The sequence below is a fragment of the Ferruginibacter paludis genome (assembly GCF_030409685.1).
Lineage (GTDB): Bacteria > Bacteroidota > Bacteroidia > Chitinophagales > Chitinophagaceae > Ferruginibacter > Ferruginibacter paludis.
This window is the reverse complement of record NZ_JAUFQJ010000002.1, coordinates 559,601-586,359: the sequence shown is the minus strand read 5'-3', so window position 1 is coordinate 586,359 and position 26,759 is coordinate 559,601. Positions and strand designations below refer to the sequence as shown.

Annotated in this window: 29 protein-coding genes; 10 read left to right on the top strand and 19 right to left on the bottom strand. The window is 38.6% G+C overall.

What is annotated here, in order from left to right; genetic code table 11:
• A partial coding sequence (locus QWZ08_RS04370; protein ID WP_290336008.1) for a hypothetical protein occupies nt 1-212 on the top strand: 212 nt, incomplete at its 5' end.
• Between the two features lie 170 nt (nt 213-382).
• Here QWZ08_RS04370 and QWZ08_RS04365 read toward each other — a convergent pair.
• From QWZ08_RS04365 to QWZ08_RS04290, 16 genes are all read right to left on the bottom strand, one after another.
• A complete protein-coding gene (locus QWZ08_RS04365; protein WP_290336007.1) occupies nt 383-1,018 on the bottom strand; it encodes an alpha/beta fold hydrolase in 636 nt (211 codons plus the stop codon).
• Between the two features lie 119 nt (nt 1,019-1,137).
• The gene (locus QWZ08_RS04360; RefSeq protein WP_290336006.1) at nt 1,138-1,983 is read right to left on the bottom strand and encodes a class I SAM-dependent methyltransferase; all 846 of its coding nucleotides are present in this window, start codon (nt 1,981-1,983) and stop codon (nt 1,138-1,140) included.
• A gap of 368 nt (nt 1,984-2,351) precedes the next feature.
• On the bottom strand, nt 2,352-2,882 hold the full coding sequence (locus QWZ08_RS04355; protein WP_290336005.1) for a carboxymuconolactone decarboxylase family protein: 531 nt from the start codon (nt 2,880-2,882) through the stop codon (nt 2,352-2,354).
• Nucleotides 2,883-3,082: 200 nt separating this feature from the next.
• A complete protein-coding gene (locus tag QWZ08_RS04350; RefSeq protein WP_290336004.1) occupies nt 3,083-3,664 on the bottom strand; it encodes a hypothetical protein in 582 nt (193 codons plus the stop codon).
• Nucleotides 3,661-4,719 (bottom strand): hypothetical protein, encoded by a 1,059-nt coding sequence (locus tag QWZ08_RS04345; protein ID WP_290336003.1) that lies wholly within the window; start codon nt 4,717-4,719, stop codon nt 3,661-3,663. The genes QWZ08_RS04350 and QWZ08_RS04345 overlap by 4 nt, the downstream gene beginning before the upstream one ends.
• Before the next feature lie 6 nt (nt 4,720-4,725).
• Complete coding sequence (locus QWZ08_RS04340; RefSeq protein ID WP_290336002.1) at nt 4,726-5,310, bottom strand: hypothetical protein; 585 nt, start codon at nt 5,308-5,310, stop codon at nt 4,726-4,728.
• 91 nt (nt 5,311-5,401) lie between these two features.
• Nucleotides 5,402-6,139 carry an NRDE family protein gene (locus QWZ08_RS04335; RefSeq protein WP_290336001.1) on the bottom strand — a complete coding sequence of 246 codons (738 nt, stop codon included), beginning with the start codon at nt 6,137-6,139 and terminating at the stop codon, nt 5,402-5,404.
• An 18-nt stretch (nt 6,140-6,157) separates the two neighbouring features.
• Entirely contained in the window at nt 6,158-6,769 is a 612-nt protein-coding gene (locus tag QWZ08_RS04330) for an autotransporter domain-containing protein (protein ID WP_290336000.1), read from the bottom strand.
• Nucleotides 6,770-6,774: 5 nt separating this feature from the next.
• The gene (locus tag QWZ08_RS04325) at nt 6,775-7,278 is read right to left on the bottom strand and encodes a hypothetical protein (protein WP_290335999.1); all 504 of its coding nucleotides are present in this window, start codon (nt 7,276-7,278) and stop codon (nt 6,775-6,777) included.
• 10 nt (nt 7,279-7,288) lie between these two features.
• Nucleotides 7,289-7,618, bottom strand: a complete 330-nt coding sequence (locus QWZ08_RS04320; protein WP_290335997.1) for a DM13 domain-containing protein — start codon at nt 7,616-7,618, stop codon at nt 7,289-7,291.
• Nucleotides 7,619-7,763: 145 nt separating this feature from the next.
• Nucleotides 7,764-8,162 (bottom strand): DoxX family protein, encoded by a 399-nt coding sequence (locus QWZ08_RS04315; protein ID WP_290335996.1) that lies wholly within the window; start codon nt 8,160-8,162, stop codon nt 7,764-7,766.
• A 38-nt stretch (nt 8,163-8,200) separates the two neighbouring features.
• On the bottom strand, nt 8,201-8,662 hold the full coding sequence (locus tag QWZ08_RS04310) for a YHS domain-containing (seleno)protein (protein ID WP_290335994.1): 462 nt from the start codon (nt 8,660-8,662) through the stop codon (nt 8,201-8,203).
• A gap of 29 nt (nt 8,663-8,691) precedes the next feature.
• Nucleotides 8,692-9,126: a YHS domain-containing (seleno)protein gene (locus QWZ08_RS04305; RefSeq protein ID WP_290335993.1), complete on the bottom strand. Its 435-nt coding sequence runs from the start codon at nt 9,124-9,126 to the stop codon at nt 8,692-8,694.
• Nucleotides 9,127-9,470: 344 nt separating this feature from the next.
• The gene (locus tag QWZ08_RS04300; RefSeq protein WP_290335992.1) at nt 9,471-9,749 is read right to left on the bottom strand and encodes a hypothetical protein; all 279 of its coding nucleotides are present in this window, start codon (nt 9,747-9,749) and stop codon (nt 9,471-9,473) included.
• Nucleotides 9,750-9,758: 9 nt separating this feature from the next.
• Nucleotides 9,759-10,343: a sigma-70 family RNA polymerase sigma factor gene (locus QWZ08_RS04295; protein ID WP_290335990.1), complete on the bottom strand. Its 585-nt coding sequence runs from the start codon at nt 10,341-10,343 to the stop codon at nt 9,759-9,761.
• A 418-nt stretch (nt 10,344-10,761) separates the two neighbouring features.
• Nucleotides 10,762-12,078: a spondin domain-containing protein gene (locus tag QWZ08_RS04290; protein ID WP_290335989.1), complete on the bottom strand. Its 1,317-nt coding sequence runs from the start codon at nt 12,076-12,078 to the stop codon at nt 10,762-10,764.
• 117 nt (nt 12,079-12,195) lie between these two features.
• Between QWZ08_RS04290 and QWZ08_RS04285 the strand changes: the two genes are divergently transcribed.
• From QWZ08_RS04285 to QWZ08_RS04275, 3 genes are all read left to right on the top strand, one after another.
• On the top strand, nt 12,196-12,906 hold the full coding sequence (locus QWZ08_RS04285; RefSeq protein WP_290335988.1) for a response regulator transcription factor: 711 nt from the start codon (nt 12,196-12,198) through the stop codon (nt 12,904-12,906).
• Nucleotides 12,906-14,399 carry a sensor histidine kinase gene (locus QWZ08_RS04280; RefSeq protein WP_290335987.1) on the top strand — a complete coding sequence of 498 codons (1,494 nt, stop codon included), beginning with the start codon at nt 12,906-12,908 and terminating at the stop codon, nt 14,397-14,399. The genes QWZ08_RS04285 and QWZ08_RS04280 overlap by 1 nt, the downstream gene beginning before the upstream one ends.
• A gap of 370 nt (nt 14,400-14,769) precedes the next feature.
• Entirely contained in the window at nt 14,770-14,925 is a 156-nt protein-coding gene (locus tag QWZ08_RS04275) for a hypothetical protein (RefSeq protein WP_290335986.1), read from the top strand.
• 975 nt (nt 14,926-15,900) lie between these two features.
• On the opposite strand, the gene QWZ08_RS04270 is transcribed toward QWZ08_RS04275, so the two are convergent.
• From QWZ08_RS04270 to QWZ08_RS04260, 3 genes are all read right to left on the bottom strand, one after another.
• The gene (locus tag QWZ08_RS04270; RefSeq protein WP_290335984.1) at nt 15,901-18,018 is read right to left on the bottom strand and encodes a glycoside hydrolase family 97 protein; all 2,118 of its coding nucleotides are present in this window, start codon (nt 18,016-18,018) and stop codon (nt 15,901-15,903) included.
• A 492-nt stretch (nt 18,019-18,510) separates the two neighbouring features.
• On the bottom strand, nt 18,511-18,714 hold the full coding sequence (locus tag QWZ08_RS04265; RefSeq protein ID WP_290335982.1) for a hypothetical protein: 204 nt from the start codon (nt 18,712-18,714) through the stop codon (nt 18,511-18,513).
• 87 nt (nt 18,715-18,801) lie between these two features.
• The gene (locus QWZ08_RS04260) at nt 18,802-18,957 is read right to left on the bottom strand and encodes a hypothetical protein (RefSeq protein ID WP_290335981.1); all 156 of its coding nucleotides are present in this window, start codon (nt 18,955-18,957) and stop codon (nt 18,802-18,804) included.
• Nucleotides 18,958-19,223: 266 nt separating this feature from the next.
• On the opposite strand from QWZ08_RS04260, the gene QWZ08_RS04255 reads away from it, so the two are divergent.
• The 6 genes from QWZ08_RS04255 to QWZ08_RS04230 all read left to right on the top strand — a co-directional run bounded on the left by QWZ08_RS04255 (nt 19,224) and on the right by QWZ08_RS04230 (nt 26,703).
• On the top strand, nt 19,224-19,685 hold the full coding sequence (locus QWZ08_RS04255) for an NUDIX hydrolase (RefSeq protein ID WP_290335980.1): 462 nt from the start codon (nt 19,224-19,226) through the stop codon (nt 19,683-19,685).
• Nucleotides 19,686-20,290: 605 nt separating this feature from the next.
• Complete coding sequence (locus tag QWZ08_RS04250; protein WP_290335979.1) at nt 20,291-21,244, top strand: FAD:protein FMN transferase; 954 nt, start codon at nt 20,291-20,293, stop codon at nt 21,242-21,244.
• 112 nt (nt 21,245-21,356) lie between these two features.
• The gene (locus QWZ08_RS04245; RefSeq protein ID WP_290335978.1) at nt 21,357-22,277 is read left to right on the top strand and encodes a PepSY-like domain-containing protein; all 921 of its coding nucleotides are present in this window, start codon (nt 21,357-21,359) and stop codon (nt 22,275-22,277) included.
• 445 nt (nt 22,278-22,722) lie between these two features.
• Entirely contained in the window at nt 22,723-24,633 is a 1,911-nt protein-coding gene (locus tag QWZ08_RS04240; RefSeq protein ID WP_290335977.1) for a beta-N-acetylhexosaminidase, read from the top strand.
• Nucleotides 24,634-24,770: 137 nt separating this feature from the next.
• Nucleotides 24,771-25,691 (top strand): alpha/beta fold hydrolase, encoded by a 921-nt coding sequence (locus QWZ08_RS04235; protein WP_290335976.1) that lies wholly within the window; start codon nt 24,771-24,773, stop codon nt 25,689-25,691.
• A gap of 202 nt (nt 25,692-25,893) precedes the next feature.
• The gene (locus QWZ08_RS04230; RefSeq protein WP_290335975.1) at nt 25,894-26,703 is read left to right on the top strand and encodes an OmpA/MotB family protein; all 810 of its coding nucleotides are present in this window, start codon (nt 25,894-25,896) and stop codon (nt 26,701-26,703) included.
• Nucleotides 26,704-26,759: the final 56 nt, after the last annotated feature.

Here is a 26,759-nt window from a genome sequence, read left to right as displayed (position 1 = left end):
TAATCAGACGTTCATTTTTCACGATTAAAAGAGCATTGCCCAATATGTTTTGTTATTTAGACAACCCCAATATTCCCAAAACAACCAATGGAATAGAATCTTACTTTGGGCATCTTAAAAACCATCTTGACCTGCACAGAGGATTAACCAAAAACAACCGAATCAACTTCATCAAATGGTATATCTACTTCAGAAACAAATCCAAGCTTTGAGTTTTCCTTAGCCATGCAGCAATCCAATAATATAAACTAAAAAGCAACCCCCTAAAGGCTGCTTTTTATCATTGTCTTGCATTAATCATATTGCTGGCAGGTTGCTCTCCAGCAGAGCCTACTTCCTCTTAAGATTAACATCTGCAATAAAAGGATTTTGACACAAAAAATCACCAACTATTTTTCAGTACATTACCTTTTAATTCAGTGTTGCTCGGACGCATAGCACCCGGCACCAAATAACTTACTATACCTGCGTCCAGGATATAGCGCCAGCTTTCTTTTTTTTCTTCAGCAGGATCAACAGAGCCAGCCAATAAAACCAGCCCATCGAAAAGGCGGGGATTATCAGCATTCAATTGTATAATCATTGGGCCACCCAATGAATGGCCAACAAGGTATAACGGCTTACCGTTTCTCCATAATTTAAATAGAGGGCTTATAAGGGCCGATTGGTCTTCTATATGTTGTGCATTGCCAAAATCACTGTAACCAAATCCCGGACGGTCAATTGAAATCATCCGGTACTTCATCAACAAATCTTTGTCCTGCATATACTGAGCAAATGCGTCCCAGCTTCCAGGTGATCCATGCACAAAAACAATGGTTGGCAAAGTGTCGTTTCCGGTTTTGGCATAATGCATATTGGCTCCATTAACTTTTACTGTTGCAACTGTTAAAACCACGCCTGTTTTTTCAAAATTCTTTTTGGCTTTGCTGTCGCTTATTCTGAATTTCATACAACTCTGGGCTATTACTAACCATATCACCAGGAACATCGCAATCCCAAAGAACGACCGCTTCATAATTTTTCTCCATTTCATTCTTAAAACTACATAAGCCCTTGCACAATATCATTATCGCAGCATTAATTAATAAATAAGATCCGGGATATGAAGTGAGTTCTGCCCTTGGAAGTAGTTAACTATTTCTCTCCACAAATAATAATACCGTTTGAATCAACCATGGTTTTACCAACAGGGTATCGTTTATTAATTGATTCAATCACTTCATTTTTTATGGTAGCTTTTAACTGCTCATCTACTTTACCAAGCGCCGCTGCTACAGGGCCAGCCACTTCGTTCATAAAGTTCCAATACCCCTCTGCGTCTCCACAATTTAATTTACCCGATACTTCTGTTTCAGCAACATTCTTCAGTCCCGCCTTGCTGAATAAATCAGCCATAAAGCCTTTGGCTGCACAACGAAACATTCCCGGCGCACCTGGAAGCGGCGCAGGCATTTCAATGTTTTTATGAATCACATTCATAATGGCAGTAACCCAAAAATTCTTTTCCCCTGCATTCCATACAGACGTTGCAATTCTTCCTCCCGGCTTAAGAACCCGAACCATTTCTTTGGCAGCCAATTCCATGTCCGGAAAAAACATAAATCCAAATCGACAACTTATTACATCAAATGTATTATCCGCAAATGGAAGCTCGCTAACTTCGGCAGTAATAGTTTCTACATTTTTAATGCTTCGCATGATTGCATTTTCACGGGCTATCTCCACCATATTTTCTGCAATATCTGTAATGAAAACTTTTCCGCTGGTGAGCATAGTGGCTATAGTAAGACCGGGCTCTCCTGTACCTGCCGCCACATCCAATACGATGTCATCATCCTTAATATTAAGTGTGCGGATAATTTCATCCCCCATTGGCTTTAAAAACTCCATGGTAATGTGATCCCATTTTTTCCAGCCGGATGAAATTTTATTCCACGAGTCTTTCTGTTGCCGGCGAATCGATTCAAGTTGAGTTGTCATGTTAGTGTTGGTTTATCTATTTATAATGGCTAAAATAAAACAAGAGAGAAATGGTCTAATTCATTTTGTTTTAAATTGCAATGTAAATTTGCAGGTATGCAAAATAAATTTGGATGGAGGATTTTCACTAAAGGATGGACAATTGTCACTTTTTTACTATTTCCACGCAAAGATCTATGTCTTAAAGTACAACGCCTTACTATTGATTATTAAGCCTAAATATTTAGTAAGTCGTTATAAATAAAAAGCCGCCCCGCAATTGCTTTTGGGACGGGTTCTTTGGCTTTTCATTTTATCAGTTACCACTAATAAAAATGTACCGTTTTATATAGAAGGCACTGTAAAAGAAATGCAGCAGCTCTAATGATTTATAATGCTGGAGCTAAAGGAAAATCTACAGGCACTTTTGTAAGGTTATGCAAATAGTTCATAGCCGTTTTATCACTAACCTGAAGAATTAGGTCAACCAGGTTTTCGTTGGTGTAACCTTGGGCATAAAAGTTGTCAACTAAAAATGCATCAGCATTGCCACGATTTTTTGTAATGCTTTCAGCTAACTGAACCAGTGCATTCAATTTAGCATCTGTTGCTTTTCCTTTGCGGATATCCGTTAATTGTTCATCAGTAAAGCCATTCATTTTGCCGATTACAATATGTGCGCTTTGGCAATACACACAATTGTTAACCTGGCTTACTACAAGGTTTACTGCTTCTTTTTCTTTGTTGCTTAAACTGGTTTTTGAATTTTGATAAGCCAGGTATTTAGCCAAGCCATTTTCTGAATAGGCGATGGTTGCATACAGGTTTGGAACAAAGCCCAATGCTTTGTGTAATGTGTCAAAAATGCCCTGATTGGTTGTACCTACTTGTTCTCTGGTTGGAACTGTGAAATTTTTCATTTTGTATTTTTTTAATTTTTGATGTCGTTATTGACAATGCAAAGATGCCACGGATAATGCCGCTATAAAATGGAGGATGTACGCAATAGGATGGATAATTTTTACTGAAATAATTGCGTCAGAAAAATTGCAATGAAGATAAATGCCTTGTTATAATGCAGGGTTAATTCTTACCAATAAAAAATCGCTAACGGAAATACTTAAAAAGAAAACAAGTGATAAATGACCAATATTATATATGCAGAACCCATACCTTTATTTACATGGGAAATGTTAAGCCTAAAGTAGTTTAATAATTTTTTTCCAAAAATCATATAGGTGAACATTGCCAATAGAGTACCAATCGCATTGTATAAAATAAACAGCAGCAAGGCTCCACTATTTATATCTAACCGGACGGCCTTGTTTACCAAAACTCCGGCAACTACCCAAAACGGAATTTGTTGCGGGTGAATGACAATACTAAAAACTCCCCTGATGATTGTATTTTGATGTGTAGCATTTTTATTATGCTTCTTTTCTACCATCATCCATAACCCCATTATAAAAATCAACACATAAGAAATGATTTCAATCAACTTATAAAAGCTACTGTTGCTCTTAATGGCATTTAAAAATGTAAGTGATACACCGCAATAAATACTTTCAAATACAACAATCAGGGTTAGTATGATCAAGAGCAATTTGAACTTTTTTGCACCATATAACGCTACTACCATTAAATTGATATTGCCAGGAAAAAGATATCCATAAAACCCAACCGGTATGCCAATCATACTCATATAAAATGCACGCTTTGTTTATATTCTTTTTCCAACTTCCTGGTATTCTTAAAAGATTTAAAAGACATAAAGGGAACGCCAGCCTGTTTATTAATAAATGCTGCCTGGTACATCATCCTGTAATGGTTTGCGATAACTTTTTGGGCTTTAAAAAATGAAAAGCGGGGATCATAAATATGTGATGGCTCTGCCCCGGCACCATTTAATTCAAGTATAGCTATATTTTTTCCCATCTTTAAATCCTCAATACTGGTGCATCGCAAATCATACCTGCCAAAATAAAAGCCGTCAATTTGTTTACTGATATAATCAAAAGTATTTACCAATGCTTCATCAATGATGTGGTTATAATCCAGGAACATAGCTCCCAATACATGATTACCATAAGGAACCAATACTTCCTGTTCGCCTAATGCTAAAATCCGGCTGAAGTCAATTTGCTTGTTCTGCTTTAGTTTAAAGTATTGTAAAAAAGAACGGTTGTTACGCTTAATCAACTCTTCAATGGTAGCATATCCATCTCCGGTTACAGTTAACAGCTTCTTTAACGTAACGGAGGTTAAACTTCCCTTTTCACTGTGTGGGCTTCTATAATAAAAAATACTAAACTCCAATGGGTAATGCACATAGGCCTGTATCAGGAAGTCAACTCTCATTGCCTTTTTATAACATACAAGCTCATTTGCTGAAGCAATCTTCCTTACGCACCATCCCCTTTCACCTCTGTCCGGTTTAGCTATTACCGGGAATTCGATACCAGCACCTTTCATTTTTGTTGAAATTACCGTAACATCATCCTCCTTATTAACCAATACAGTAGATGGATAATATTCCTTTGGTATCAATTTAAAAATACTCCATTTGCTTTCAAAAAACATTCCGCCTGTTTCAATAGAAGGGTTCGAAGCAGAAAAGAAAAAGAATGATCTGGCCTTTATAGCGAGGTAGATATAATAAAAACTAACGGGGAAATAAACAAGCCACATGGGCCAATACTCCCAGCTAAAAGTCTTTATGTAAAAAGACCTGAATTTAAATTTTGTTAGATTGCTCATACTATTTTATTTGATTATCCAAACGTTTTCTTCAAGAACGACCGATACGAGAGAGGCTAAAATAATAGCGCTTGCTATAGCCCCATGCAACATTTCATTGTCAACTTTTTTAAGGGCCGTATAAAGCATTACACTTAAAAAAATTAGTAGTGGTATCTGCTGTAACGGGCTTTCCTTTAAAAAGAAATAATTAAAGAGTATCGAGATGAAAATGCTTATTCCAACAATGATAAATAGTAATGGATATTGACTTTTGTAAAATAGTTTCATTTCATTTCGCTCTTCTCTTTCGTTGGTTGGTAACAACATTTTGGCGACACAAAAAAGCGAAATTGGATACAGCAGTATAAAAAACAATTCAGGTAAATGCCATACCGGTTTATCTTTTAACTGATAAGTAATAAACCAATCCTGGATATGAAGAAACAGGATAAAAACAATCCAAAAAGTATGCGGCCAGTAAAACCTTACTTTTTTATAATTATATAACAAATCAGAAAACGCCGATAGTATTTGTGTAATGCCAAGGCCTAGAATTATTGAGACCAATATGGATACATACTCAAACGGACTTATCTGGTTGTTAAGCATAAGAATTGGCCATTAGCTTTACGTTGTAAAATTTTTATTGACATGACCACCTGAATCAATGAGACTTTATTTACTATACTTTATGTAAAACCTATTTAGAAGGCCGCAAATTTTTAGTGCCGTTGTTAAACCAAATTTTCTTGTCATGAAAACTATCATTCAGAAAATCATGATATTGCATTCTTGCTGAATCATCTGTTTGAAGTTCAATAAAAGTGTAACTCAAAGTTTTTGTTTGCTCATTCCTGTTCATTAAAAAACCATTCTCACTTTCCGTATATGATTTAAAAAAGTTAAATACCGATAGCGAAGAAACTGGCGTATTTATCCCTATCCATTGCCGAAATAATTCACTCCGATGCATTCTCGCTTGTTGATCGTACAGGGTGGAAGATGACCAAATATAAGGTTGACCGGATTTTAATAATGTTCCATGCTTATGTTCTCCATCCCAAACCAATTGAAACAAATTTCCTTCATTCCAAACCACTAATGTAAAAGGTTCTACATCCTGCATATCCATCAAATTCCAATTCCCGACCGGTAAGTTGGATGCTAATAATTCAGCAACAATGAGCCCCCTGCTTTTCCGGTAATTTGTTTTACGCTCATGTTTTTCAAAACCACCATTTAATAAGATGATAACACTACCTGATTCCGTTACCCCCAGCCATGTGCCGCCTGCCATAGCATCTATCGGAGATAATATAACAGCATTTCCCTCTTTATAAATATCAGGTACCACAGCCTTTGGGCGTGACGGGCTCTCATCCCTTAATGATGCAAAGAAATATTTATCCCCCTTTGGTATAAAGACCACTGTACACATAACTATAACGATTAAAATTTAAAACCCAAACCGTGTCCCTGCTAAAAACGAAAAAGCGGTTGGCCGGCTATCCTGAACATGAATATTAGCCGACAAATAAGCCACATCTACATAAAGCGTTTGAAGAATTTTTGAAGAAGTACGATACCCAATTCTTGCACCTTGTTTTGCATATATGCCAGTCATTCTGGTAACCTGCTGTTCTATGATACCAGTATTCTTTACCGTCAATCTTGGCTCACCAATATTGGCATAGCCCAAACCAACATAGGGAGATACAAAGAATTTACCAGTCTTACTGATTGAAATATTTCTGCCCAGGTTAAACCCGGCTAAAAATACTGAGCTGTTGGTATGCTGAAACAGATAGGAAGAACTTTCATCCTTTACCTGTTGATTGTATTTAACTGCATTAAAGTCCAGCACAAATTGTGTAAAATAACGCTTGCTGAATTGATATTCAATCCCTGAATTTAAAGCCAGGGAATTTTCATAGGCTTTTGAAAATGAAGAAACAGGTGCAAATAATCCAACCGCCGTTGTAAAATAAAATTTGCTGCTATCCTGGGCACTAGCTATGGTAGCGAAACCAGCAATAAAGGCAAATACCAATAAAATACGCTTGTGCATTGTGCTTAATTTTGAGTTTTATGTTGGGTAGCGAGATATTTAATAGTAGAATAAGCCATACCAAAATCATCGCCCACTATTTCTAATTGCATTTCTCTTAAGGCTACCCGAATTAAAGCCAGGTGATGAATAGCATGTTCTGCGTTGTAAACAATTTCCCTGAAATAAGTAGTGGTAACATCATTGAGTGCATTTTCTTCACAGCATTCAATTACTAAATTCATTTGTTTATCGGACTGTATAATCTGTTCCACGACTAGACTTAATTCCTGCATTGCAAATGACTTATCCCTTTCAATTGCCAAATCTCTTCCCCTGTTTAAATAATCCACAGTGCCGGTATGATAACCATCCGTAGCACATTTCAATAACTCAATAATATGCCTGGTGTGGCCGCCGATACTGGCATTCCCGAGAAATGCAATTTTCTGGTTGTATTGCTTGTCGTTTAACAACAACAAGAGGTTGCTCAGCGATTTCAATTGTTCGGTAATTTGAATAAAAACCATACAGTATTTTTTATTGTAACAAGGCTGATCCAAAAAGATGGTTGTATGCTACACAGTGAATAGAAATGTATCTATAGTCCATAAAGTCTGGCATCCCCGACACAGTATACACCTGGTTGCCAGTTGTAGATTTTAATGCACCTAAATCAATGAAATTTACTGGCATGGCTTCTTTTGAAATAAATACATGCAACGCGGGTCCGTTACTGGAATTGAACCCTGCTAGTTTTACCCCAATGACCGTTGCCTTTTTATAAATCTCCGCCTTACCTGTTACTGTTCCAAACGGACCGGAAGTAAAATCACCACTGTACTTTAACACTGCCGCAGTATCAGTCATTTCGTTTAATGCAATGGTTGGTGTGTTATTTTTTTGCAGGAGATAACCACGGCTGATAAGCAGATTAAAAAAATAAATAAGCGTTGCATTTGGTAGTTGTTGTTGACTGTTAGTTATTGGTATTAATAAAAAAAATACATCCTGGCTATTTCTTAAAAACTTTGTTCCATAAAGCAATACCCTGGTTCTTGTGTAATACCAAAATAACCAGGCAGCAAACCATCACAGTAATAGCCAGCATAAATAATTGCCCTCCATCTCCTTTAGATTCTATCCCTATAACAGTAAGATGCGATGCAATAGCCACGGCCATTAAACCAACTCCTAAAAATGCACCTGCAAAAACTGTTGAAGGAATCAGCAGTAAAATGCTTGCGATTAATTCTATTACACCGGTACCTATTCTTCCCCAGGGCTCCACACCCAATTTTGTAAATAACTCCACTGATTCCGGATGCCCGGTAAATTTGAAATATAAGGTCTGTAAAAGAATGAGGGCTGCAACAATTCGTAAGGCCCAGGAAAGTATTACTTTCAGTCTCATATTGTGTCTTATTAAGTTGGTTGTTGAATAAAAAATAATCAATGAAAAATGGCCATCCAGTTTTTATCTGCTTTCGTTTTTAGGTTGGCTTCATCTTTGTTCCACTTGTTAAGTGTATTGTTTACCCAACTGTGATAAAAGAGATAAAGTTTACCATTTACTATTTTAAATGTTTCAGGATCTACCTCCACTTTCTCGTTCGCAGCACCCATGGCATAGGCGCACCAGCCACCATACTGAGGTTCATACTTTTTATAATCTTTTACAAATAGATCTTTGTTGGCAGCGCTTGAAAAATGATAGGTCACCCCATCTGCCACAGCAGCAAATTGTTGATTGCCTTTTACAGCTTTATCCTGTGAAAAGTAAGCGACTGGATCGTATCCCTGGATGGCAACTCCCTTTTCAAGATTAAATTCTTTTGCCCTTACTGAAGACTGTGCATTGGCAATACCCAGTGTAAATACAGTCAGATAAATTATTCCGATTATCCTTTTCATTTTTTTATTTTTTAAATTGTATTTACTGATTATTTATTTAAAGCGGGCCAGTAAGCATCGGCCGCTTTTATTTTACCTGAAGTGTCTTTTAACCATAATTCTTTCACTTTTAAACTATAGTTCAGGTACAGCTTATTCCCAACTATTGTAAATGCATTTGGATCGGTAGGTGCCTTGTGATTTTCACTACAGCCATAAGCACAGTAACCACCATATTGCGGCGCATATTTTTCCGGAGCAATTTTAAAACTGTCTAAATTGGCTTGCGAAATAAATTTCCATTTACTTCCGCTCCAATTGGTGGAATAACTGTCAGTTCCTTCAACAGCCTTATTTTGCAAAAAGTAGGCAACCGGGTCGTACCCATTTATTGCAGTACCCTTGGTATTGTAGTACTTAACATCCTGGGCGTAGCTTGCTGCTGATATTAATAAGGCCAGCAGCAAAATTGAAAATGATTTCATGTGTGTATTTGTTTTTTTTGTTTACGATACAAAGATGCATGTCCTTTAAAGGGTTTAAAATGGATGATCAGCACATTGTGATGGATAATTTTCCCTTCTGATCATCCGTATGGTTATTCGCTATAAAAAGATTTGTGTAAAGCCATGCGGCTTGGTTTACCTGCAGGCTGGTGCAGCTAACAGGTGTTTGTGGTTGAAGTAAAAAAAATACCAATTCTTACTTTATGCGATTTTATCTGTTGCATTATTGACCTTTTTATTTGGTTACAATGCAATAGACGGGCGGCTTAATAAAACCTTACAGTCAAAATAAAAAAAGTAAAAAAATATTTCAGGCAGGAAAATTATTGACCCGGGTTGTCAATTTGTTGTTGAATATTTTCTTTTGCCTTATCAGAGAGCGTATGCGGTGGATCGGTAAAAATTGAATTAATAACGCCCTCACCAAGATGGTTGATGATTGAAGATTGTTTTTCAAAGCGCCGGCAGTAAACACAATACAATAAATGGTAAAAAAGTTTTACTCTCTCCATTATAGTAATTTTTCCTCCTTCCTTTTTAAGAGAAAGTAAAGTGGCTTGTTTACAGTCAAACACTGTTTTTCTAAAAAGATATATTTTCATTTTTTCTCTTTAACTCAAAAACCAGTTTTTTTCCAGGCAACTGCGAATTAAAACTTTAGCTCTGTGGATGATTACCCAGTAATTAGACGGGGTGATGTTGAATTCCTTACAAATTAAGTCTGACTCTGCTTCATCCAAAAACTTAGCCACAAAAACAGGTACCAGTTTAGTTGGCATTTTTTGAATGCAGTATTGTATTATCTTATTAAATTCATTCAGGTTAACTTTTGCATCAGCTAATTCCTTCCAGGCCAGTGGAGCAGACTCCATCAACCAGTGTCCGTTATGCGTATCAAAAAAATGCTCGTCGAAGCCTTTGTTTGTTTCGGAAATATAACTGCTAACATCCTTTAAAATATCCTTTTTACGATAGTGGTCAATGATTTTATTTTTAAGAATCGCTGTAAGCCATGTTTTTTCTGAACTCCCATTTTTAAAGGAGTCTTTTGCTTTAAATGCCGATAGGAATGTTTCCTGAACAAGGTCCTCCGCAGTTTCTTTATTACTCACTTTTATTAATGCAAGCGAATACAAATAATCGGCATAGGTCTTAACCCAGTCTCCTGGCTTTAATATTTCTACTTCCATATTCATTGGCAAAAAATAAATTCAATTTTTAAATTGTAAAGAACATATAGTTTTCTAACAACAGGTTCTCTTTCAAATTAAATCTCTCAACAGAACGATACGATTTATTTAAGTAAGTTACAATACTACAATTAATTACTTACCGAAATCCTTTTGAAGTATATCTGAAAACAGAAATGACATAAGCATTCTTTAACTTTACAGGCTACTAAAAAACTGATATAGAGCTTCCTTTGAAGAATATAAACCGCAATAAGGCGCTCGCTTTCACAGCTTAATTCTCTTTTGTAATAAAAGGAGGTTCCCAACCGCTTAACTGGTTGAAAACCTCCTTTAATTTTTGCAATCACCATAAGAGCAATTACTGTGTCGGCAATTCGAACATGCATCAAAATGGCTACTCCCCAGTTTCTTTTATTTTAACTTATTGAAGTGTCACCTTTATAATATTGCTAATGGCCGGCAATGTTGTAAAACCATTTGGATTAGGCACTGCCTGTATGGGCTTGCTTTCGCTTAGCGGTGTTCCGGCAAGATTAAATTGTGTAATACCTGCACCGGGAAATTGATTGATGGCTGTACCATTATCGAATAACCCGATATTGGCAGATACATCGCCACTACCATTCTTGGAATAAGCTGAGTTTAAATTAATGTCATCGCCTGTTGTTGCAAAAAACCAGTCGTTGGAAAAGCCATACATTGTTGCAATCGCTATTTTATCTCCCGGGTTTATTTGTAATTGCTGTGATACCTTTCCTCCCGCAGCACCATTTATCCTCGGAAGTAAAACTGTTGTGGAGGGCGCTTTTAAAACATACACCGCTTTTACTGTAGGTTTATTTCTTAAAGCCGCGGCTAAAATATCTGCATTGCCTTTTTGCGCAAGATCTTTCAATCCCTCACCCCGGTCATTTTCGCCGGTTTTATAAAACGGATTTTCATTTCCTTTGTACACCACTACCAGCACGGGAGAGAGCGGCGTAAATATGCCCGTATTGCTGGTTAAATAATCACCCAACGCAGTATTGTTCCCCATTTCAGCAATGTTTGTAAGTCCGTTAGCTGAAAGCTTTGCATCACTATAAATAGGTTCAGGCATTAGTAAATTCCCGCCGGCCACATAAGAAATGGCCCATACACCAGGGCTAAAAGGTGTTTCATTGGCCGTACCTCCGGAATTGTTCATGATAGTGATGGTGAACATTGAATTGCCATTATAGGCAAGCGACAGTTTCATCAATTGCGATGCAGGCAGGTAGGTGTTTCCAAAATCATCGGAGCCACTCACCTCCTTTACATTTTTTATTGTTGTTTCCGCAGTTCCCGGATGGATAACATTCATACCAGGCGCCTGGTTAATGCGGGTGCCATTATCCCATAATTTAATTTGCGATGATACATCACCTGTAATGGGTGAACCATCGTCATTGTATAATTTGATGCCGGGATTAGCCGGTGCAAAAAATAAATCGTTGCTCCACCCATACATCGTAGCGAATGTAAGGCGTTGATTCTTTGCAGCAGAAAAACTGAAAGACACTGATTGACCCGGCAAAATCACCGGTGGCGTTCCCGTACCTTTAAACGATCCCGATTGCACCAGCAACTTACTCTCCAGCACATTTTCTACAGTAATGGAGGGCGATTTTGGTATTGGGCTCTCTCCTTTTTTACAGGAACCCGCAAGTAAAGCAACACTTAAGAGCATTGCGCATGATTTTAAAATGTTTGTTGTCATGATTATATTTTTTAGGATACAAAGAAATAAATCCGATATCCCAAAGCGGTTACAGAAACATAACAAAAGTATCACAGCCTGTTTTTCATCAAAAATATACATCAAATTTGTAGTGCCATGAACGTAAAAAATGTTTTAATAATAGAAGATGATGACAGCATTGTTGAGTTACTCAGCATTCATTTGAAAGATTTGGGCTGTGCTGTTGTTGCAGCCTCCAATGGGATGGATGGATTACAGAAAACCGGGGCCGGCAGTTTTGATCTGATCATCCTTGATATTATGTTGCCCGGATTAAACGGTATGGAAATATGCAGAAAAATAAGGCAAACAGACCGCCATACACCCATATTGATGTTGACTGCCAGGTCAGAAGAAATTGATAAAGTACTAGGACTTGAAACCGGTGCAGACGACTACATGACAAAACCATTTAGCGTACGGGAATTTCTTGCAAGGGTAAAAGTAATTTTCAGACGAAAAGAGGAAAACCCGGAAACACCTGCTGTTATATCGCCTTCATCCATCATTTGCAGGGGAACATTGGAAATTGACCTGGACAAAAGACGGGTCATGCTTCAGCAAAGCCGCATTGATCTTTCGCCCAAAGAGTTTGATCTCGTTGCCCTGCTGGCAGCCAACCCAGGCAAGAGTTACAGCCGCAAACAATTGTTGAATTTAGTTTGGGGTTATGATTTTGAAGGCTATGAACACACCGTAAACAGCCATATCAACAGGCTTCGTGGAAAAATTGAAGCAGATATTACCAATCCCAATTTTATTTTAACCACCTGGGGCATAGGCTACAGGTTTAACGAAGACTTGTAATGACAGCATCAAATATCAAAAAGGGAAACAGGCTTTTTTGGAAGATAGCAAGCGTCTTTACGGTGCTGCTGATTGTGCTGGGGATGCTGTTCGCTTGGTTGGCCAACCGCTTTTCTCAATCGTATTATACCGCTGCGCACCAGGAGCTGTATAAAGATATTGCACAGCACCTGGCCACTTTTACCCAGCCTATAAAAAACGGCAGGCCCGATACAAGTGTAACACACGATATTATTCACTCTACCATGGTGGCTAACCCCAGCGTGGAAGTGTACCTGCTGGATACGGCAGGCAATATAACCGACTATGTTGTGCCGGATACAACCGTACGATTGCATAAAATAAATTTAAGTCTGGTGAAGCAATGGTTATCTGCCAGCGCTATGCATCACCCGCTGGGCGATAATCCTAAACAACCGGATGAACCAAGTATTTTTTCCGCCGCACCTGTGTATGAAAATCAGCGATTGAGTGGCTATGTTTATGCCGTTTTATCAAGCGAAAAACAACAGGAAATTCTGCAACCGCTCAACCGTTTTTTTTACTGGCGAATGGGGCTCTATATTTTGGGCTTTGCATTTCTCACTGCGTTTATTGTGGGTGTGATTACTTTTTTACTCATCACAAAAAGTGTCCGTGAAATTATGAAGGTGGTAAAACGGTTCAAAGAAGGAGATTATGAAGCCCGTATTACTGCGGGTGCCGGAAGCGATTTAGGAACACTCGGTTCAACGTTCAATGAAATGGCGGATGTTATTGTAGCTGATTTTGAAAAGATAACTGCTACGGATAGGTTCAGGCAGGAATTGATTGCAAACGTGTCACACGATTTGCGTACACCCTTATCCATCATGCAGGGCTACACAGAAACGTTGCTCATGAAAAAAGATCAGTTATCTGCAAGTGATGAAGAGCGGTATTTAACCGTGGTGCATGATAGTGTAAGAAAGCTGTCGCTGCTGGTGGATCAGTTATTTCACTATGCTAAACTGGAGGCCAACCTCGTTACTCCCGAAAAAGAATCGTTTGATATTGGAGACCTGGCCTCTGATATTTTAATGGCCTATAAACTGAAAGCCGGTGAAAGGGGGATTGATTTAAAGATGGAAGCAACGCCGAATTTACCAGCTGTATTTGCAGACATAGCACTTACCGAAAGAGTGCTGCAAAACCTTTTAGATAACGCTTTAAAATTTACCGAAGCCGGTGGAAGCATTACAATTCAGCTCTCCAGTTTAAGTTCGGGTGTGAGGGTACAGGTAATTGATACGGGCGTTGGCATTGCGCCGGAAGACCATGCGTATATTTTTGAGCGCCATAAACAACTGGACAATGCTGACCACTCCAAACACGGCATGGGGATTGGTTTAGCCATTGTAAAAAAAATACTGGAACTGCATCAAAGCACCATAGACGTGACAAGCGAATTAGGTAAGGGCGCTGCCTTTAGATTTATGTTACCTGCCGCGGTCAAATTGGCTTTTAAAAGTTGAAAGAGTGGCCAAATGCGAAATCAGAATAGAATATACGAGCCTTGTCAGTTCCCGGATAAAGGTAAATTACTTAACCATTTATCCATTTTTAAGTCGGGGCAGGTGAAGTGCAATGGGTTCTCATTCATTTATATGAAGTGAACAATCTATTTCAGCTTGATATTACCCGGATCCCATTGCATGATTTGTTTTTCGAAATAACTTTCCATGCACTAAAAGCAGTTTATAATTCCTCTGAAGCCATAGCAACATCACTTTATCTTTTCTTTCTCCTCCTCAATAATCTTCTGTATTCCTTTTCACTCGGCAAGTTGATTAAATACTTTGAAACAAATATCTGTTGTGGCAAAACCCGATGCATATTTAACCAATGGTTCATTTAGGTAACAGTCCATTCTCCAATAAAACGGCAACCGATATCATCTATGAAAAGGAACTCTCTGCCATGCTCGGCAACCAGGCGTTTTATCTTTCGACCAGAGGAAATAATACAAGCAACGGGAAAAATAAATCAGGTATTTATTAAACAACATGTAACAGATTTTAGCAAACAGCTTTATTTATGCGGCCCTAAAGGCATGGTGAAGTACATAGTAGCAACGCTGGAAAAATTAGGTATCAGGGTAATACTTTAATATTTATAAGAAATGAAATAATTTGGATAAAGACGAGGTTTTAACCACCTGCACCAAAGCTGGTATTGTGACAGTTCCCAATTCCTGCGAAAATAGCTTATAAGTAGTAGTCAGACCATTTGGCTGCGACTAAATTCGTCACATGGTGTTTGACGAGTTTTAAGCCAGTTTAGCAAAAAAAGTGCGTAAAACTAAAATTAAAACACTTACAATTGGACCGTTGCCAACGGCCCAATGAAGGATTATTTCATTTTACTAATTCGAAACACAAATTGCCATCTGACCGGCACCAAGTCACCCAAAAATCAGGCATAACCTTTTTTTAATTTTTTTGAATCATTGAAAGTCAATAGATCGAAAATAACACTGCCAATTCTTTACACCCTTAAAAGATTGGCGAGCCCGGTTAAATCAGCCATAAAATGGTTCGAGAATTGTACAGTTGGGGTAACGCAAAGTGGACAAACCGACATTTAACCCGGTTTGTCCATTTTTATTTGCGCCAAAATCATTATCCGGAGTCAATATCAGGTCAACGGCCTAATTAAATCCGGACAGTTCAATATTACAATTTACCATTACTGAATTTCTGCTTTAAACAAACCAATACGTCCCCGTTTATTCGAGTGTATGTTATATGCATCGGAAGCTAAGACATTCGTTTTCATTCAATTTTAGCAAATTCTTTCAGCATTCTTGAACTGCACTGCAATAATCTGGCGTCTGAACTTCCAATTCATTCAGCAAAGCCTAGCTTTATGTTTCTGTAAAAAATGACCTTCAATTTTTTTAACCAAAAGATGATACCAATAAAAATCACACAAAGGACGGCATTCGCCGCTGAAACAGCTGCTTAAAAAAGATTGTCACTTACTAACACCTGGTATAATGCTGATGGCATAACCGCCACCAGGCGCACTAACAGTTGACAGTTTTGATTTACTGGTTACTGTTATTTTACGAATGGTATATGCCTGTGGATTGGTTTTGTAATGTGCCTCTTTAGCATCGGCATAAATGGTGGCCGTATATTTTTTACCGGCATCTAAAAAATCCAGTGCAATGGTGGATGTTCTGGTTTGTTCGCCATTAACGTTCCCGATAAACCAATTGTTTTTTCCTTTGGCCTTGCGTGCGACGGTAATGTATTCCCCGGGTTCTGCTTCCAGGTATTTGCTGTCATCCCAATCAAGTGCCACATCTTTAATAAACTGAAATGCATCGATAAACCGGCTATAATTTTCCGGCAGATCCGCCGCCATTTGGAGCGGGCTGTACATCGTTACATACAACGCCAGCTGGTTTGCCAAAGTACTGTTGCAATGCGAATGGTTGCCTGGACTGATCTTGCTGATGTCCATTTCGAAAATACCGGGTGTATAATCCATTGGTCCTCCGATGAGTCGTGTAAAAGGCAGCACGGTTACATGATTGGCTTTTGAGCCACCAAATGCCTGGTACTCCGTTCCTCTTGCGGCTTCATTGCCTATCAGGTTAGGATAGGTTCGCGCAATGCCAGTTGGGCGCACCGCCTCATGTGCGTTCACCATGATCTTATAGCTGGCCGCTTTTTCAATGGCATACTGGTAATGGTTTACAATCCATTGACTGTAGTGATTTTCACCTCTTGGTAATATAGGTCCCACATAGCCACTCTTCACTGCATCATAACCATTTGCCTTCATGAATTTATAGGCAGTGTCCATATGCCGTTCGTAGTTTCTTACAGAACCCGAAGTTTCATGATGCATAATCATCTTAATGCCTTTGGACGCTGCATAATTATGCAATTCCTGCACATCAAAATCAGGGTAAGGGGTCACAAAATCAAATACGTAATCTTTCGAATGCCCAAACCAGTCCTCCCATCCGACATTCCAGCCTTCTACCAACACCGCATCAAAACCATTCTGCGCAGCAAAGTCGATGTACCTTTTTACGTTGGCAGTATTGGCGCCATGTGTACCGTTGGGCTTTACTTTTGTAAAATCTGTTACGCCCAATTGCACTGCAGGTAAATCATTGGTATACGACCATGCACTTTTTCCTGTTATCATCTCCCACCAAACGCCCATGTATTTTACTGGTTTTATCCAGGATGTTTCAGGTATTTTACACGGCTCATTCAGGTTGTAGGTTATTTTTGAAGCAAGTATATCCCGGGCATCATCGCTTACTATAACGGTGCGCCATGGAGAGACTGCAGGAGCTTGTATATACCCTTTGTCTCCTTTTGCATCAGGCGTTAACCAGGATTCAAAAATCATATTTTTATCATCCAGGTTCAGATGCATGCAGGCATAATTGATTAAAGCTGCTTCATGCAAATTGATATACAAGCCATCATCTGTTTTCAACATCAGTGATGTTTGGACGCCTGTGGGTGAGAAGGAAGTCTGCGCCAAATTAGCAGTCCTGGCTTTTTCCTGCAAGCCTCTAATTTCAGAAAGTCTTGACCGCGTATAATCATATTCCTGCGTATCATAATCTCCCGGTATCCAAAATGCAGTAATATCGCCGGGCATTGCAAACTGTGTTCGTTCTTCTTTTATAGTAAAATACACCAGGTTATTTTGCTGCGGAAATTCATAGCGAAAACCAAGCCCGTCATTAAACAACCGAAAACGAATCAGCAGTTGGCGGTTGGTTTCTTTTTGAGTGAGTGTTACCGCCATTTCGTTATAATGATTGCGGATGGAATTCACTTCTCCCCAAACTGGTTTCCATGTTTCATCAAACGTTGTGTTTTTTGTATTTATGACAGTAAAATCATTCAGTAAAGATTTTTTATCATCCTTCAGTTCCAGGCCAAGTTTGCTGGGTTTTATTATCGTTTTACTTTTGTATGTGAGGTTATATACAGGCGTTCCATCCGCCTGCAGTGTGAAGGTTAAAAAAAATTTTCCGTCCGGCGATTGAAGGTTTTGTGCAGTGGTAACAAAAAAAGCCAAAAGCAAGGTTATGCTTATAAACAGCTGTCTCATGGTTAAAAAATTAAGGTGAAAATAATACGATGCCTGCAAACATTTTGGCGATCGTGTTATTCGTTTATCACATTATTTATTACCTGCCTTATAATAACACTCTAATATAATAACCGAATGACGATGTAAAATTAGGGTGGAATTTACTTTGTGAGCAATTTTTATTTTGCTCCAAAGTTTGCCACTTTGGTAGCAAAAACCTGGGCAAAACAACTATTCAAATAATATAGAAGAAGCTGATGTTGTAAATACATTCAGTCAAAAGACCAACTAATAATCAGCGCTTTTAAAAAAGAAGAATAAATTAAAATGACTTTAAAATTGCTTAGGATTAAAGAATAAATTACTTCCTTCTCTTGAAATAGCTGTAAGGTAAAAGAGGTAACTTAATTTGAAACATCAACCCTGTAAAGACTTACTGGAAAGATCATTTTTTTCAATCGCAAATAAACACAGGAAATACATTTAAAACGGGTTGTAAAGAAAAGTACATCAGAAAGCCTTTTTCTTTTGTTTAAAAAGTCCATCCGGAATTTCAACAACTGTACCCATATGCGCCTTATTATCCCAGCATAATTTATTGATGTGTTTTTTCGGCGTCATGGGTGTTGCATCCTGCCTTGCGTCAAAAGAACGTTCGCTATCCGGATTTTGCTTACCCACCGGTGTTCCTTTTTGTCCGCCCTGGATGGTCATAGATTTGCCTGTTTCGGGATTGGTACCAGTAACTTTCCATGTTTTCCGTTAGCTGTTCCTGCAGAAATTGTAAACTTTGCCATAAGGTCATTTTTTCCAGTTATTTTCCATTTTAGTGTATGATTTTTTACTTACCGTTGTATCTTTTTTGCTCCTCGAAACGCCTTTTTCTTTTCGTGCATTAATATTATTAACAAGAGAGTTTTCTACGCCAAGCTTATTTTCTTTAGCACCTTTTTTCATTGTTTTATTTTTTAATTATTTTTCAAATAGTATGCCTTTATGCATGTTTAATAATCTCATCAATGATTTAATACCTTGACTAAACAGTATGATTAAATAAAGCTTGTGTTGGGAATAAATTGGAAACAGCCGTGAAAAAAATACCACGATAAAACGACACTGAATTACGTTCCATATACCGACCGCCGTGAAAAACTGTCGTACATTCGGTTAAGTTTTTCTTCAATTATTCAGGAATGCAATCATCCGCTTTAAATAGTTTATAAATGAAGCAAAGCGCCGGCATATTATTATTTAAAAGAGTAACTAAAAAAATAGTAGTGTTGCTCGTACACCCGGGCGGACCTTTCTGGAAAAATAAAGATCTGGGTAGCTGGTCTATACCCAAGGGCGAGTTTACTGATGAAGAATCTGCACCAGAAGCAGCCAGGCGGGAGTTCAAAGAAGAGACTGGCTTTGCGATTACTGAAAAAGAAAAAATGCTACCCCTCACAATGGTAATACAAAAAAGTGGTAAATTAATTTATGCATGGGCAGTTGAAAAAGATATTGATACAACAGCTATAAAAAGCAACCATTTTGAAATAGAGTGGCCGCCAAAATCCGGCCAGTTAAAAAGCTTTCCCGAAATAGATAAAGCAGAATGGTTTTCCCTTGAAGAAGCAATGCAAAAAATCAATTCCTCACAAGCAGCTTTTATAACTGAATTGCAACAGTTATTGTCTTGAGCATAAGGTAGCGGTTATCCTGCCTTGTAAAACTATCCATACTTTTTTATAGTAAAAAAAAGATAGTGCTATCAGAAATAGCTGTGTAACAAATTCACTGATTTTATTTCAACTAGCAGATTACATTTTAATTAAGGCAATAAATTTTACTTGCCTCGTTTTACAAAATTTCCCTTTCTCCTAAAGCGGTAAACACTAAATTTTGTCAACCCGACACCTGGTAGATAACTCAAAATCCTCGCGTTGAATTTGCATTGAATAAGGTTTATCTGTTCTTTAGTACGATTTGCCGTAACCCATTATTTATTTCATATCCGGCCGATGTTTTTTTTAATAAATCAATATTTAAATAAACATATTCATCCGGAACGATCAGCAAAAAAAACATTGAAAAAAGTCAATTTTTCGGCGCCTTCAACCCAACCTTTTTTTTTGAGTATTGTATCTTAATTAACAACAGCAACGTCAGACTAACGAAACAAATGACAGGGAATTTTTTGTTACAACGCAATACAAATTGCCGGGTCAAACATAAGCCGTTGCTGTTTTAAATGAATGCAACCTATAACTACGCTGCTTACTTATTAACGGAAGAAATATTATTTATGAGATTATATCATAGAAAACAGGAAGTCTTCAGCAGGCAAATTTTATTAATGGGAGAAAAGGTTGAAATCAATATGCTGTGCGACGAGGAGCAATGGCCGCAAAATCTACTTGAAAGTGCAACCAATGAAATGAAAAGGATTGAAGACCTTTTTACAATGAGGGATGTATCTAATCCAATAAAACAAATTAACGCACAGGCAGGAATAAAAGCTGTTAAAGTCGATAAAGAGGTGTATGGCTTTATCAGCAGGTGTATGCATGTGCTGGAGTTAACGCAGGATGCTTTTAAAATGATTTATTTCTTTAAATCCAAACATCATGCTTCATCCGGCGATTCAGAACACAGCTTCTTTCCAAAAAAAAGAAATCCACCAGATTTATTTAGTCATGTTGAATTTGACAAACAAAATTGTTCTGTTTTTTTAAATGAAAAAGGCCTGCACTTAAACCTCCGTAATATAGCAAAAGGCTATGCAAAAGACCGGGCGAAAACCCTGTTAAAACAAAATGGCGTGGATAGCGGATACATCAAATCAGCCAGCGAATTTGTTACCTGGGGCAGCGGTATAAATTACCGGGCAGGAGCCATTAAAGGAGGTATTTCTGCTTTGGGTGACCACGAGTTTTCAGGAATTACCAACAGTGATCCGGCTTTTGTTACTTCCGGTGTGTATCACACACAGCCTGTTGTTGAAAGACATAGAAATATGCATTTACAAGCAAGAAAAACAGCATCCGGCTGCGGCATTCAAAGCGCTACTGTTATTTGCAACAGTGCAGAAATGGCTTGTTCTCTTCACCCCTACCTGTTAGAAATCGGGTTAAAAAACGGCCTTGAACTGATTAACCAAATGCAGGACGTGGCGGTTATTTTTACTGACCAGTATAATATCATTCACACATCTGAAAATATCCGGTTGCACCAAGCCAGGGCGTTGTGTGCCGTATAAATAAAGTATTACTAACAAAAAAAATCATGCTGATTTAGCCTATGACAAAAATTCTAGAACAATCACTTCTGAAAAATTACAATTAAACCTCACCTTTAAACTCGTTAAAAAAATGAAAATAAGCAATGTAAAAAATTCACTATTAGCCGGACTTATATTACTTTTTTTAGGTTCCTGCAAAAAAGAAAATTCTTTAACCGGCACAACAGATACTACTACAACTGTATCGCAGTCTGTGGTAGCAAGCGTGCAAGGCATCGCGGTAGGTACTACCAGTTCCAGGATAGCGGGCACTGATTCGCTTTACGTTATCGGCACCTGCCCCGCCCATCATCATACAGACTCTGTTGCTTTCAGCAGTTTGCCATCCAGCATTACAAATTATCTTACAGCCAACTATCCCGGCTACACCGCACAAAAAGCTTTTACAGATAAGGATTCAACCGGAACACTGTCGGGCTATGTGGTAATTATAGAATACAATGGAAAGCCGGTAGGTTTAAAATTTGATGCAAACGGAACATTTGTGAAAGTACTGGAACAACGTGAAGGCCACGACCTAGTGGGTCATGGCTGGCACGAGGGCGGCCACTTTGATGACCGCGGTGGAATGAAACATGACAGCATCGCGATACCATCTTTGCCGTCTGCAATTATATCCTATTTTGCCGCCAACTATGCGCAGGATACGCTGATGCACGCCTTTAAAAACAACGACAGCAGTATTGTAGTGCTTAGCATTAACAATGGTGTTTATGCTACCCTTTTTGATGCCAGCGGCGTATTTATTCAAAGAACACAATTGCCTTCACATTATGGCGATTTTAATACAATAGCCCAGTCGGCATTGCCTTCAGCAATTACAGATTACCTGGCAACTACCTATCCTAATTACGTGTTTAAACAGGCATTCCTTGTAAATGACAGTAGTGGCTTAAAGGGTTATGTTGTTTTTATAGATGCCAATGCAACAAAATATGCAGTAGAATTTGATGCCTCGGGCACATTCGTTAAAGCCGTGACTGTGCGGTAAAAAAAAGAGGTTTTGGTAACCCTCAAGCCTTGTCTGGTCAATTTGATCAGGCAAGGCTTTTTAAATATTAAACCGCTTCGGAATATATCCACTTAAAAGACAATACGCCTGCCACATTATACACCAACATGCACAAAAAAATTTACCATGGGTATACCGCAAGAGAAGCGCAGATTCAATTTAATAAGGCCCTTGCTTTTTTTATTATATGGCATTATTTCAGGAATGCTGCTTTTTACTTTTCTGTAAAAAAAACTTTAAAAGATAAATAAGGCAGGCGTGTTTCAATTGAAAAATTAATTACTTCTTTCAACCTCTCGTAACTTTTATTTCTAAGCTGCCGCCATTCTTCCGGTCTTACAAAACACTGTAATCATTCAACATTAATAATACTTACATTTGATACTTCAAGATATCATTTTAATTATTAAACCTCTCTCGTTTTATGAAAAGAATTGTGTTTTTCCTTGCCTGCTGCCTCCCAGGCCTACATACATTTTGCCAGCAGGCTGCGCCGGTTTCAATTATCCCCGAGCCTGTGCAGATGGTACAAAATGCCGGTGTATTTATGCTGCCTTCAACCATAACAATTGAAGCGCCCATACTGCCCGCAGTAAAACCAATACTTGATATGTTGCAGCAACGCTTATCGGCGGCTACCGGTTATAAAGTATTGTTCGGAAACGAAATGCCTTCAGCCATTTTGAAACTTTCTTTAAATAAAACGGCCGATGCCACAATTGGTAGTGAAGGATACCGCCTGAATGTAAGCACAACGAATATCACCATTTCGGCCAACCAGCCTGCAGGTTTATTTTATGGCGTGCAAACGCTGATGCAATTACTACCTGCGGAAATAGAAAGCAAATCAGTTGTACAAAATGTAAAATGGCAGGCGCCATGTGTAACCATAACCGATTATCCAAAAGTGGGATGGCGGGGTTTAATGTTTGATGTATCAAGGCATTTTTTTACCAAGAAAGAAGTGAAGGATTTTATCGATCAGATGTCAAAGTATAAATACAATTTATTTCACTGGCATTTAACAGACGATGAAGGCTGGAGGATTGAGATTAAAAGTTATCCCAACCTGACAAAAAAAGGTGCCTGGAGTGTTGCAAAAACCGGTTATTTTGGAACCTTCTCTCAGCCCTTACCGGATGAACCTAAAACCAACGGCGGCTTTTATACACAGGATGATATTAAAGAAGTCATTCAGTATGCAAAAGACCGTTTTATAAATATTTTACCAGAGGTGGATGTACCGGGTCATAGCATGGCTGCTGTAGCCTCCTACCCTGAATTATCCTGTACGCCCGGTGCCGATAAGTATGATGTGATTGCAGGAGAAAGTTTTATGGACTGGTCGCACGGTGCGCCGCCAATAGCTTTAAAGGATAATACCCTTTGCCCTGCCAATGAAAAAGTATATGTTTTTTTAGACAAGGTGATGACGGAAATCGCTGGCCTTTTCCCATTTGAATACATCCATGTTGGTGGTGATGAATGCCCTAAAAACTTCTGGGAGCAAAGCGATGCCATTAAGGCGCTGATGCAAAAAGAAGGTTTGAAAACGATGGAACAGGTGCAAAGTTATTTTGAAAAAAGACTGGAGAAAATTGTTGAAAGCAAAGGCAAAAAATTCATGGGTTGGGATGAAATACTGGAAGGTGGTTTGGCCCCCAACGCAGCTGTGATGAGCTGGCGCGGAGAGAAGGGCGGTATTGAAGCAGCCAAATTAAAACATGATGTGGTAATGAGCCCAACTACTTACGCTTACCTGGATTACATGCAGGGAGATGAAATAATAGAACCCCGCATCTATGCCACATTGCGTTTAAAAAAATCGTACGAATTTGAACCACTGCTTGCTGGTGTAGATCCCAAATACATCAAAGGCGGACAGGCCAATTTATGGTCGGAGCAATTATACAATGTTCGCCATATGCAATACATGCTTTGGCCAAGAGCGTTCGCCATTGCGGAATGTGTATGGAGCCCGAAAGAAAAAAAAGACTGGAACCATTTTGTTACCAAGGTAGAAGACCAGTTTAAACGGTACGATATTGAACAGGTAAAATATGCACCCAGCATGTACGATCCGATTTTTACTGCACAAAATACGAACGGACAATTGCAAATTGAACTTACAACAGAGATTGAAGGACTGGATATTTATTACAGCTTTGATAATTCCTTCCCTGACCAGTATTATCCAAAATACACAGCACCATTAACGCCGCCAAAAGATGCCGTAATGATGAAGGTGATTACTTACAGGGGCTATAAACCAATCGGCAGAATGATAGCGATGCCGCTGGCGGAAATGCAAAAAAGAGCAGGATTGAAAAAATAAAAATCACCTGTCTTATTAAGCACTTTTTTTGAAACCTTATTACCTGGTGCCGTTTTATCTGCATTGTGGTAATAAGGTTTTATTTTTAGGTTAGCGACCTTGCCAAACTCGGGAATTAGCTTTCAACAAACAATAAAATGCAAAAGCAATCTTTTACTATAACCTGCGCTGATGGTCATCAGATGCCGGTGTATGCCTGGCTGCCTGATACCCTTCCCGTAAGCATTTTGCATATTGCGCATGGCATGGCCGAATACGCGGAACGATACAATGATATTGCCGATATACTGGTGCAACAAGGTATTGCCGTGTATGCGCATGATCAGCGGGCACATAGCAAAGCAGTTGCTGATTTGAAAGCCATCGGCCTGGGAGAAAAAGAGTGGTTTAATAAACAGGTTGACGACCTGCATTTGCTGATGCTGCACCTGAAAAAAATATGGCCGGAACATAAATTATTTTTACTGGGGCATAGCATGGGATCATTTTTATGCCAGCGTTTTTTTCAGCTGCATAGCAACAGCATTGATGGTTTAATTTTATCGGCTACCAACGGAAAGAAAGATCCGTTAATGGGCGCAGGTATTTTTATTGCCGGTTTGCAAATGAAACTTCTTGGTGCAAACTATCGGAGCAAGCTCATCAACAAGCTTAGCTTTGGTAAATTTAATAATGCGTTTAAACCGAACCGGACGGCATTTGACTGGCTAAGCCGTGATACAAAAACAGTGGATGATTACATAGCAAATCCCTTATGCGGCTTTATTTGCAGCGCCCAATTTTTCTACTATTTTTTTAAGGGAATACAGGCGGCCTTTGATAATAATATTCAGTCAATTCCAACAAACATTCCGGTGTATTCCTTTGCTGGTGATAAGGATCCGGTGGGATTGGAAGGGAAAGGTTTTCTTCAATTGGTCAGCAACTGGAAGGCGGCCGGAGTAAAAGACATATCTTATAAATTATATCCGGGCGGGCGGCACGAAATGATGAATGAAATCAACCGTGCTGAAGTTTTGCAGGATTTGGTACGATGGATAAATAATCATACCCGATGATAAATTTGATTCGTTGCCGCCTTATACCTTATCAAGAATTCTTAATTTTTGGTGTAACTCTTTAACTAATATCCTCATTTGTTCGGGCATTATATTCGGCACTCAAAGTAAAATTGTCCCCAAATAATTCTTAGCTTATCACTTTATTTAGCGAAATCAATTCCGGCATAATTTTCTATTATGAGAGTTAAAATTTAATTCCATGAGAAAATATTTTACCGTAGCAATCGGGCTATTGCTGCTTTCGGGCTGTGTTTCTAAAAAAGTGTTACTGCAATCGCAGATGCAAACCTCCGCCCTTCGTGCAGACAGCACAGCATTGGCTGATAAAATCACCCGTTTACAAGGTCAGATGAGTGATCTGAACGGTAAGATTGTAGAACTAAATCAACAAAACAGTCAGCTCGGAAAACAAACCGCCGACCAACAAAACAAATTAGGCCAGAGCCAGCAGACTTTGCAGCAGCAAGAGCAGACGTTGCAACAACAGCAACAAAAATTACAACAGTTACAAACATTGCTTGCGCAGCAAAAGAATCAATCTCTATTATTAAAAAACAAAATGGCCGAAGCTTTAAAAGGCTTTAATTCCAACGACCTTTCTGTTGTACAAAAAAACGGCAAGGTGTACGTAAGCCTTTCTGAAAACCTATTATTCCCTTCCGGAAGTGCAGTAGTGAATAAAAATGGCGTAGATGCTTTGTCAAAACTGGCAGCCGTTTTAAACCTCGAATCTGATGTAGCCGTAAATATTGAAGGACATACGGACAGCATTCCTATCAGGGGTAAATACCAGGACAACTGGGATTTGAGTACAGCAAGGGCCAATGCGATAGTACGGGTATTGGTGAATAATTACAAAGTAGATCCCACAAGGGTAATAGCCTCCGGACATAGTTTTTATGATCAGCTGGAAAGCAATTCCACACCAGAAGGAAGAGCCAAAAACAGGAGGACTGAAATTATTTTATCTCCCAAACTGGAAGAAATGTATAAGTTACTTGAAATGTAATATCGCCGACAGGCTAATAAAAAACCTCCATTTAAAGTGGAGGTTTTTTATTGCTA

Coding starts and splice junctions, on each gene's coding strand:
- QWZ08_RS04230 (WP_290335975.1), top strand. CDS start 25,894: ATGAGAAAATATTTTACCGTAGCAATCGGGCTATTGCTGCTTTCGGGC.
- QWZ08_RS04330 (WP_290336000.1), bottom strand. CDS start 6,769: ATGCACAAGCGTATTTTATTGGTATTTGCCTTTATTGCTGGTTTCGCT.
- QWZ08_RS04295 (WP_290335990.1), bottom strand. CDS start 10,343: ATGAATATGGAAGTAGAAATATTAAAGCCAGGAGACTGGGTTAAGACC.
- QWZ08_RS04280 (WP_290335987.1), top strand. CDS start 12,906: ATGACAGCATCAAATATCAAAAAGGGAAACAGGCTTTTTTGGAAGATA.
- QWZ08_RS04300 (WP_290335992.1), bottom strand. CDS start 9,749: ATGAAAATATATCTTTTTAGAAAAACAGTGTTTGACTGTAAACAAGCC.
- QWZ08_RS04355 (WP_290336005.1), bottom strand. CDS start 2,882: ATGAAAAATTTCACAGTTCCAACCAGAGAACAAGTAGGTACAACCAAT.
- QWZ08_RS04315 (WP_290335996.1), bottom strand. CDS start 8,162: ATGAGACTGAAAGTAATACTTTCCTGGGCCTTACGAATTGTTGCAGCC.
- QWZ08_RS04275 (WP_290335986.1), top strand. CDS start 14,770: ATGGTTCATTTAGGTAACAGTCCATTCTCCAATAAAACGGCAACCGAT.
- QWZ08_RS04340 (WP_290336002.1), bottom strand. CDS start 5,310: ATGCTTAACAACCAGATAAGTCCGTTTGAGTATGTATCCATATTGGTC.
- QWZ08_RS04365 (WP_290336007.1), bottom strand. CDS start 1,018: ATGAAGCGGTCGTTCTTTGGGATTGCGATGTTCCTGGTGATATGGTTA.
- QWZ08_RS04290 (WP_290335989.1), bottom strand. CDS start 12,078: ATGACAACAAACATTTTAAAATCATGCGCAATGCTCTTAAGTGTTGCT.
- QWZ08_RS04360 (WP_290336006.1), bottom strand. CDS start 1,983: ATGACAACTCAACTTGAATCGATTCGCCGGCAACAGAAAGACTCGTGG.
- QWZ08_RS04245 (WP_290335978.1), top strand. CDS start 21,357: ATGAAAATAAGCAATGTAAAAAATTCACTATTAGCCGGACTTATATTA.
- QWZ08_RS04310 (WP_290335994.1), bottom strand. CDS start 8,662: ATGAAAAGGATAATCGGAATAATTTATCTGACTGTATTTACACTGGGT.
- QWZ08_RS04240 (WP_290335977.1), top strand. CDS start 22,723: ATGAAAAGAATTGTGTTTTTCCTTGCCTGCTGCCTCCCAGGCCTACAT.
- QWZ08_RS04285 (WP_290335988.1), top strand. CDS start 12,196: ATGAACGTAAAAAATGTTTTAATAATAGAAGATGATGACAGCATTGTT.
- QWZ08_RS04265 (WP_290335982.1), bottom strand. CDS start 18,714: ATGACCATCCAGGGCGGACAAAAAGGAACACCGGTGGGTAAGCAAAAT.
- QWZ08_RS04345 (WP_290336003.1), bottom strand. CDS start 4,719: ATGAGCAATCTAACAAAATTTAAATTCAGGTCTTTTTACATAAAGACT.
- QWZ08_RS04255 (WP_290335980.1), top strand. CDS start 19,224: ATGAAGCAAAGCGCCGGCATATTATTATTTAAAAGAGTAACTAAAAAA.
- QWZ08_RS04235 (WP_290335976.1), top strand. CDS start 24,771: ATGCAAAAGCAATCTTTTACTATAACCTGCGCTGATGGTCATCAGATG.
- QWZ08_RS04260 (WP_290335981.1), bottom strand. CDS start 18,957: ATGAAAAAAGGTGCTAAAGAAAATAAGCTTGGCGTAGAAAACTCTCTT.
- QWZ08_RS04320 (WP_290335997.1), bottom strand. CDS start 7,618: ATGACTGATACTGCGGCAGTGTTAAAGTACAGTGGTGATTTTACTTCC.
- QWZ08_RS04350 (WP_290336004.1), bottom strand. CDS start 3,664: ATGAGTATGATTGGCATACCGGTTGGGTTTTATGGATATCTTTTTCCT.
- QWZ08_RS04325 (WP_290335999.1), bottom strand. CDS start 7,278: ATGGTTTTTATTCAAATTACCGAACAATTGAAATCGCTGAGCAACCTC.
- QWZ08_RS04305 (WP_290335993.1), bottom strand. CDS start 9,126: ATGAAATCATTTTCAATTTTGCTGCTGGCCTTATTAATATCAGCAGCA.
- QWZ08_RS04335 (WP_290336001.1), bottom strand. CDS start 6,139: ATGTGTACAGTGGTCTTTATACCAAAGGGGGATAAATATTTCTTTGCA.
- QWZ08_RS04270 (WP_290335984.1), bottom strand. CDS start 18,018: ATGAGACAGCTGTTTATAAGCATAACCTTGCTTTTGGCTTTTTTTGTT.
- QWZ08_RS04250 (WP_290335979.1), top strand. CDS start 20,291: ATGAGATTATATCATAGAAAACAGGAAGTCTTCAGCAGGCAAATTTTA.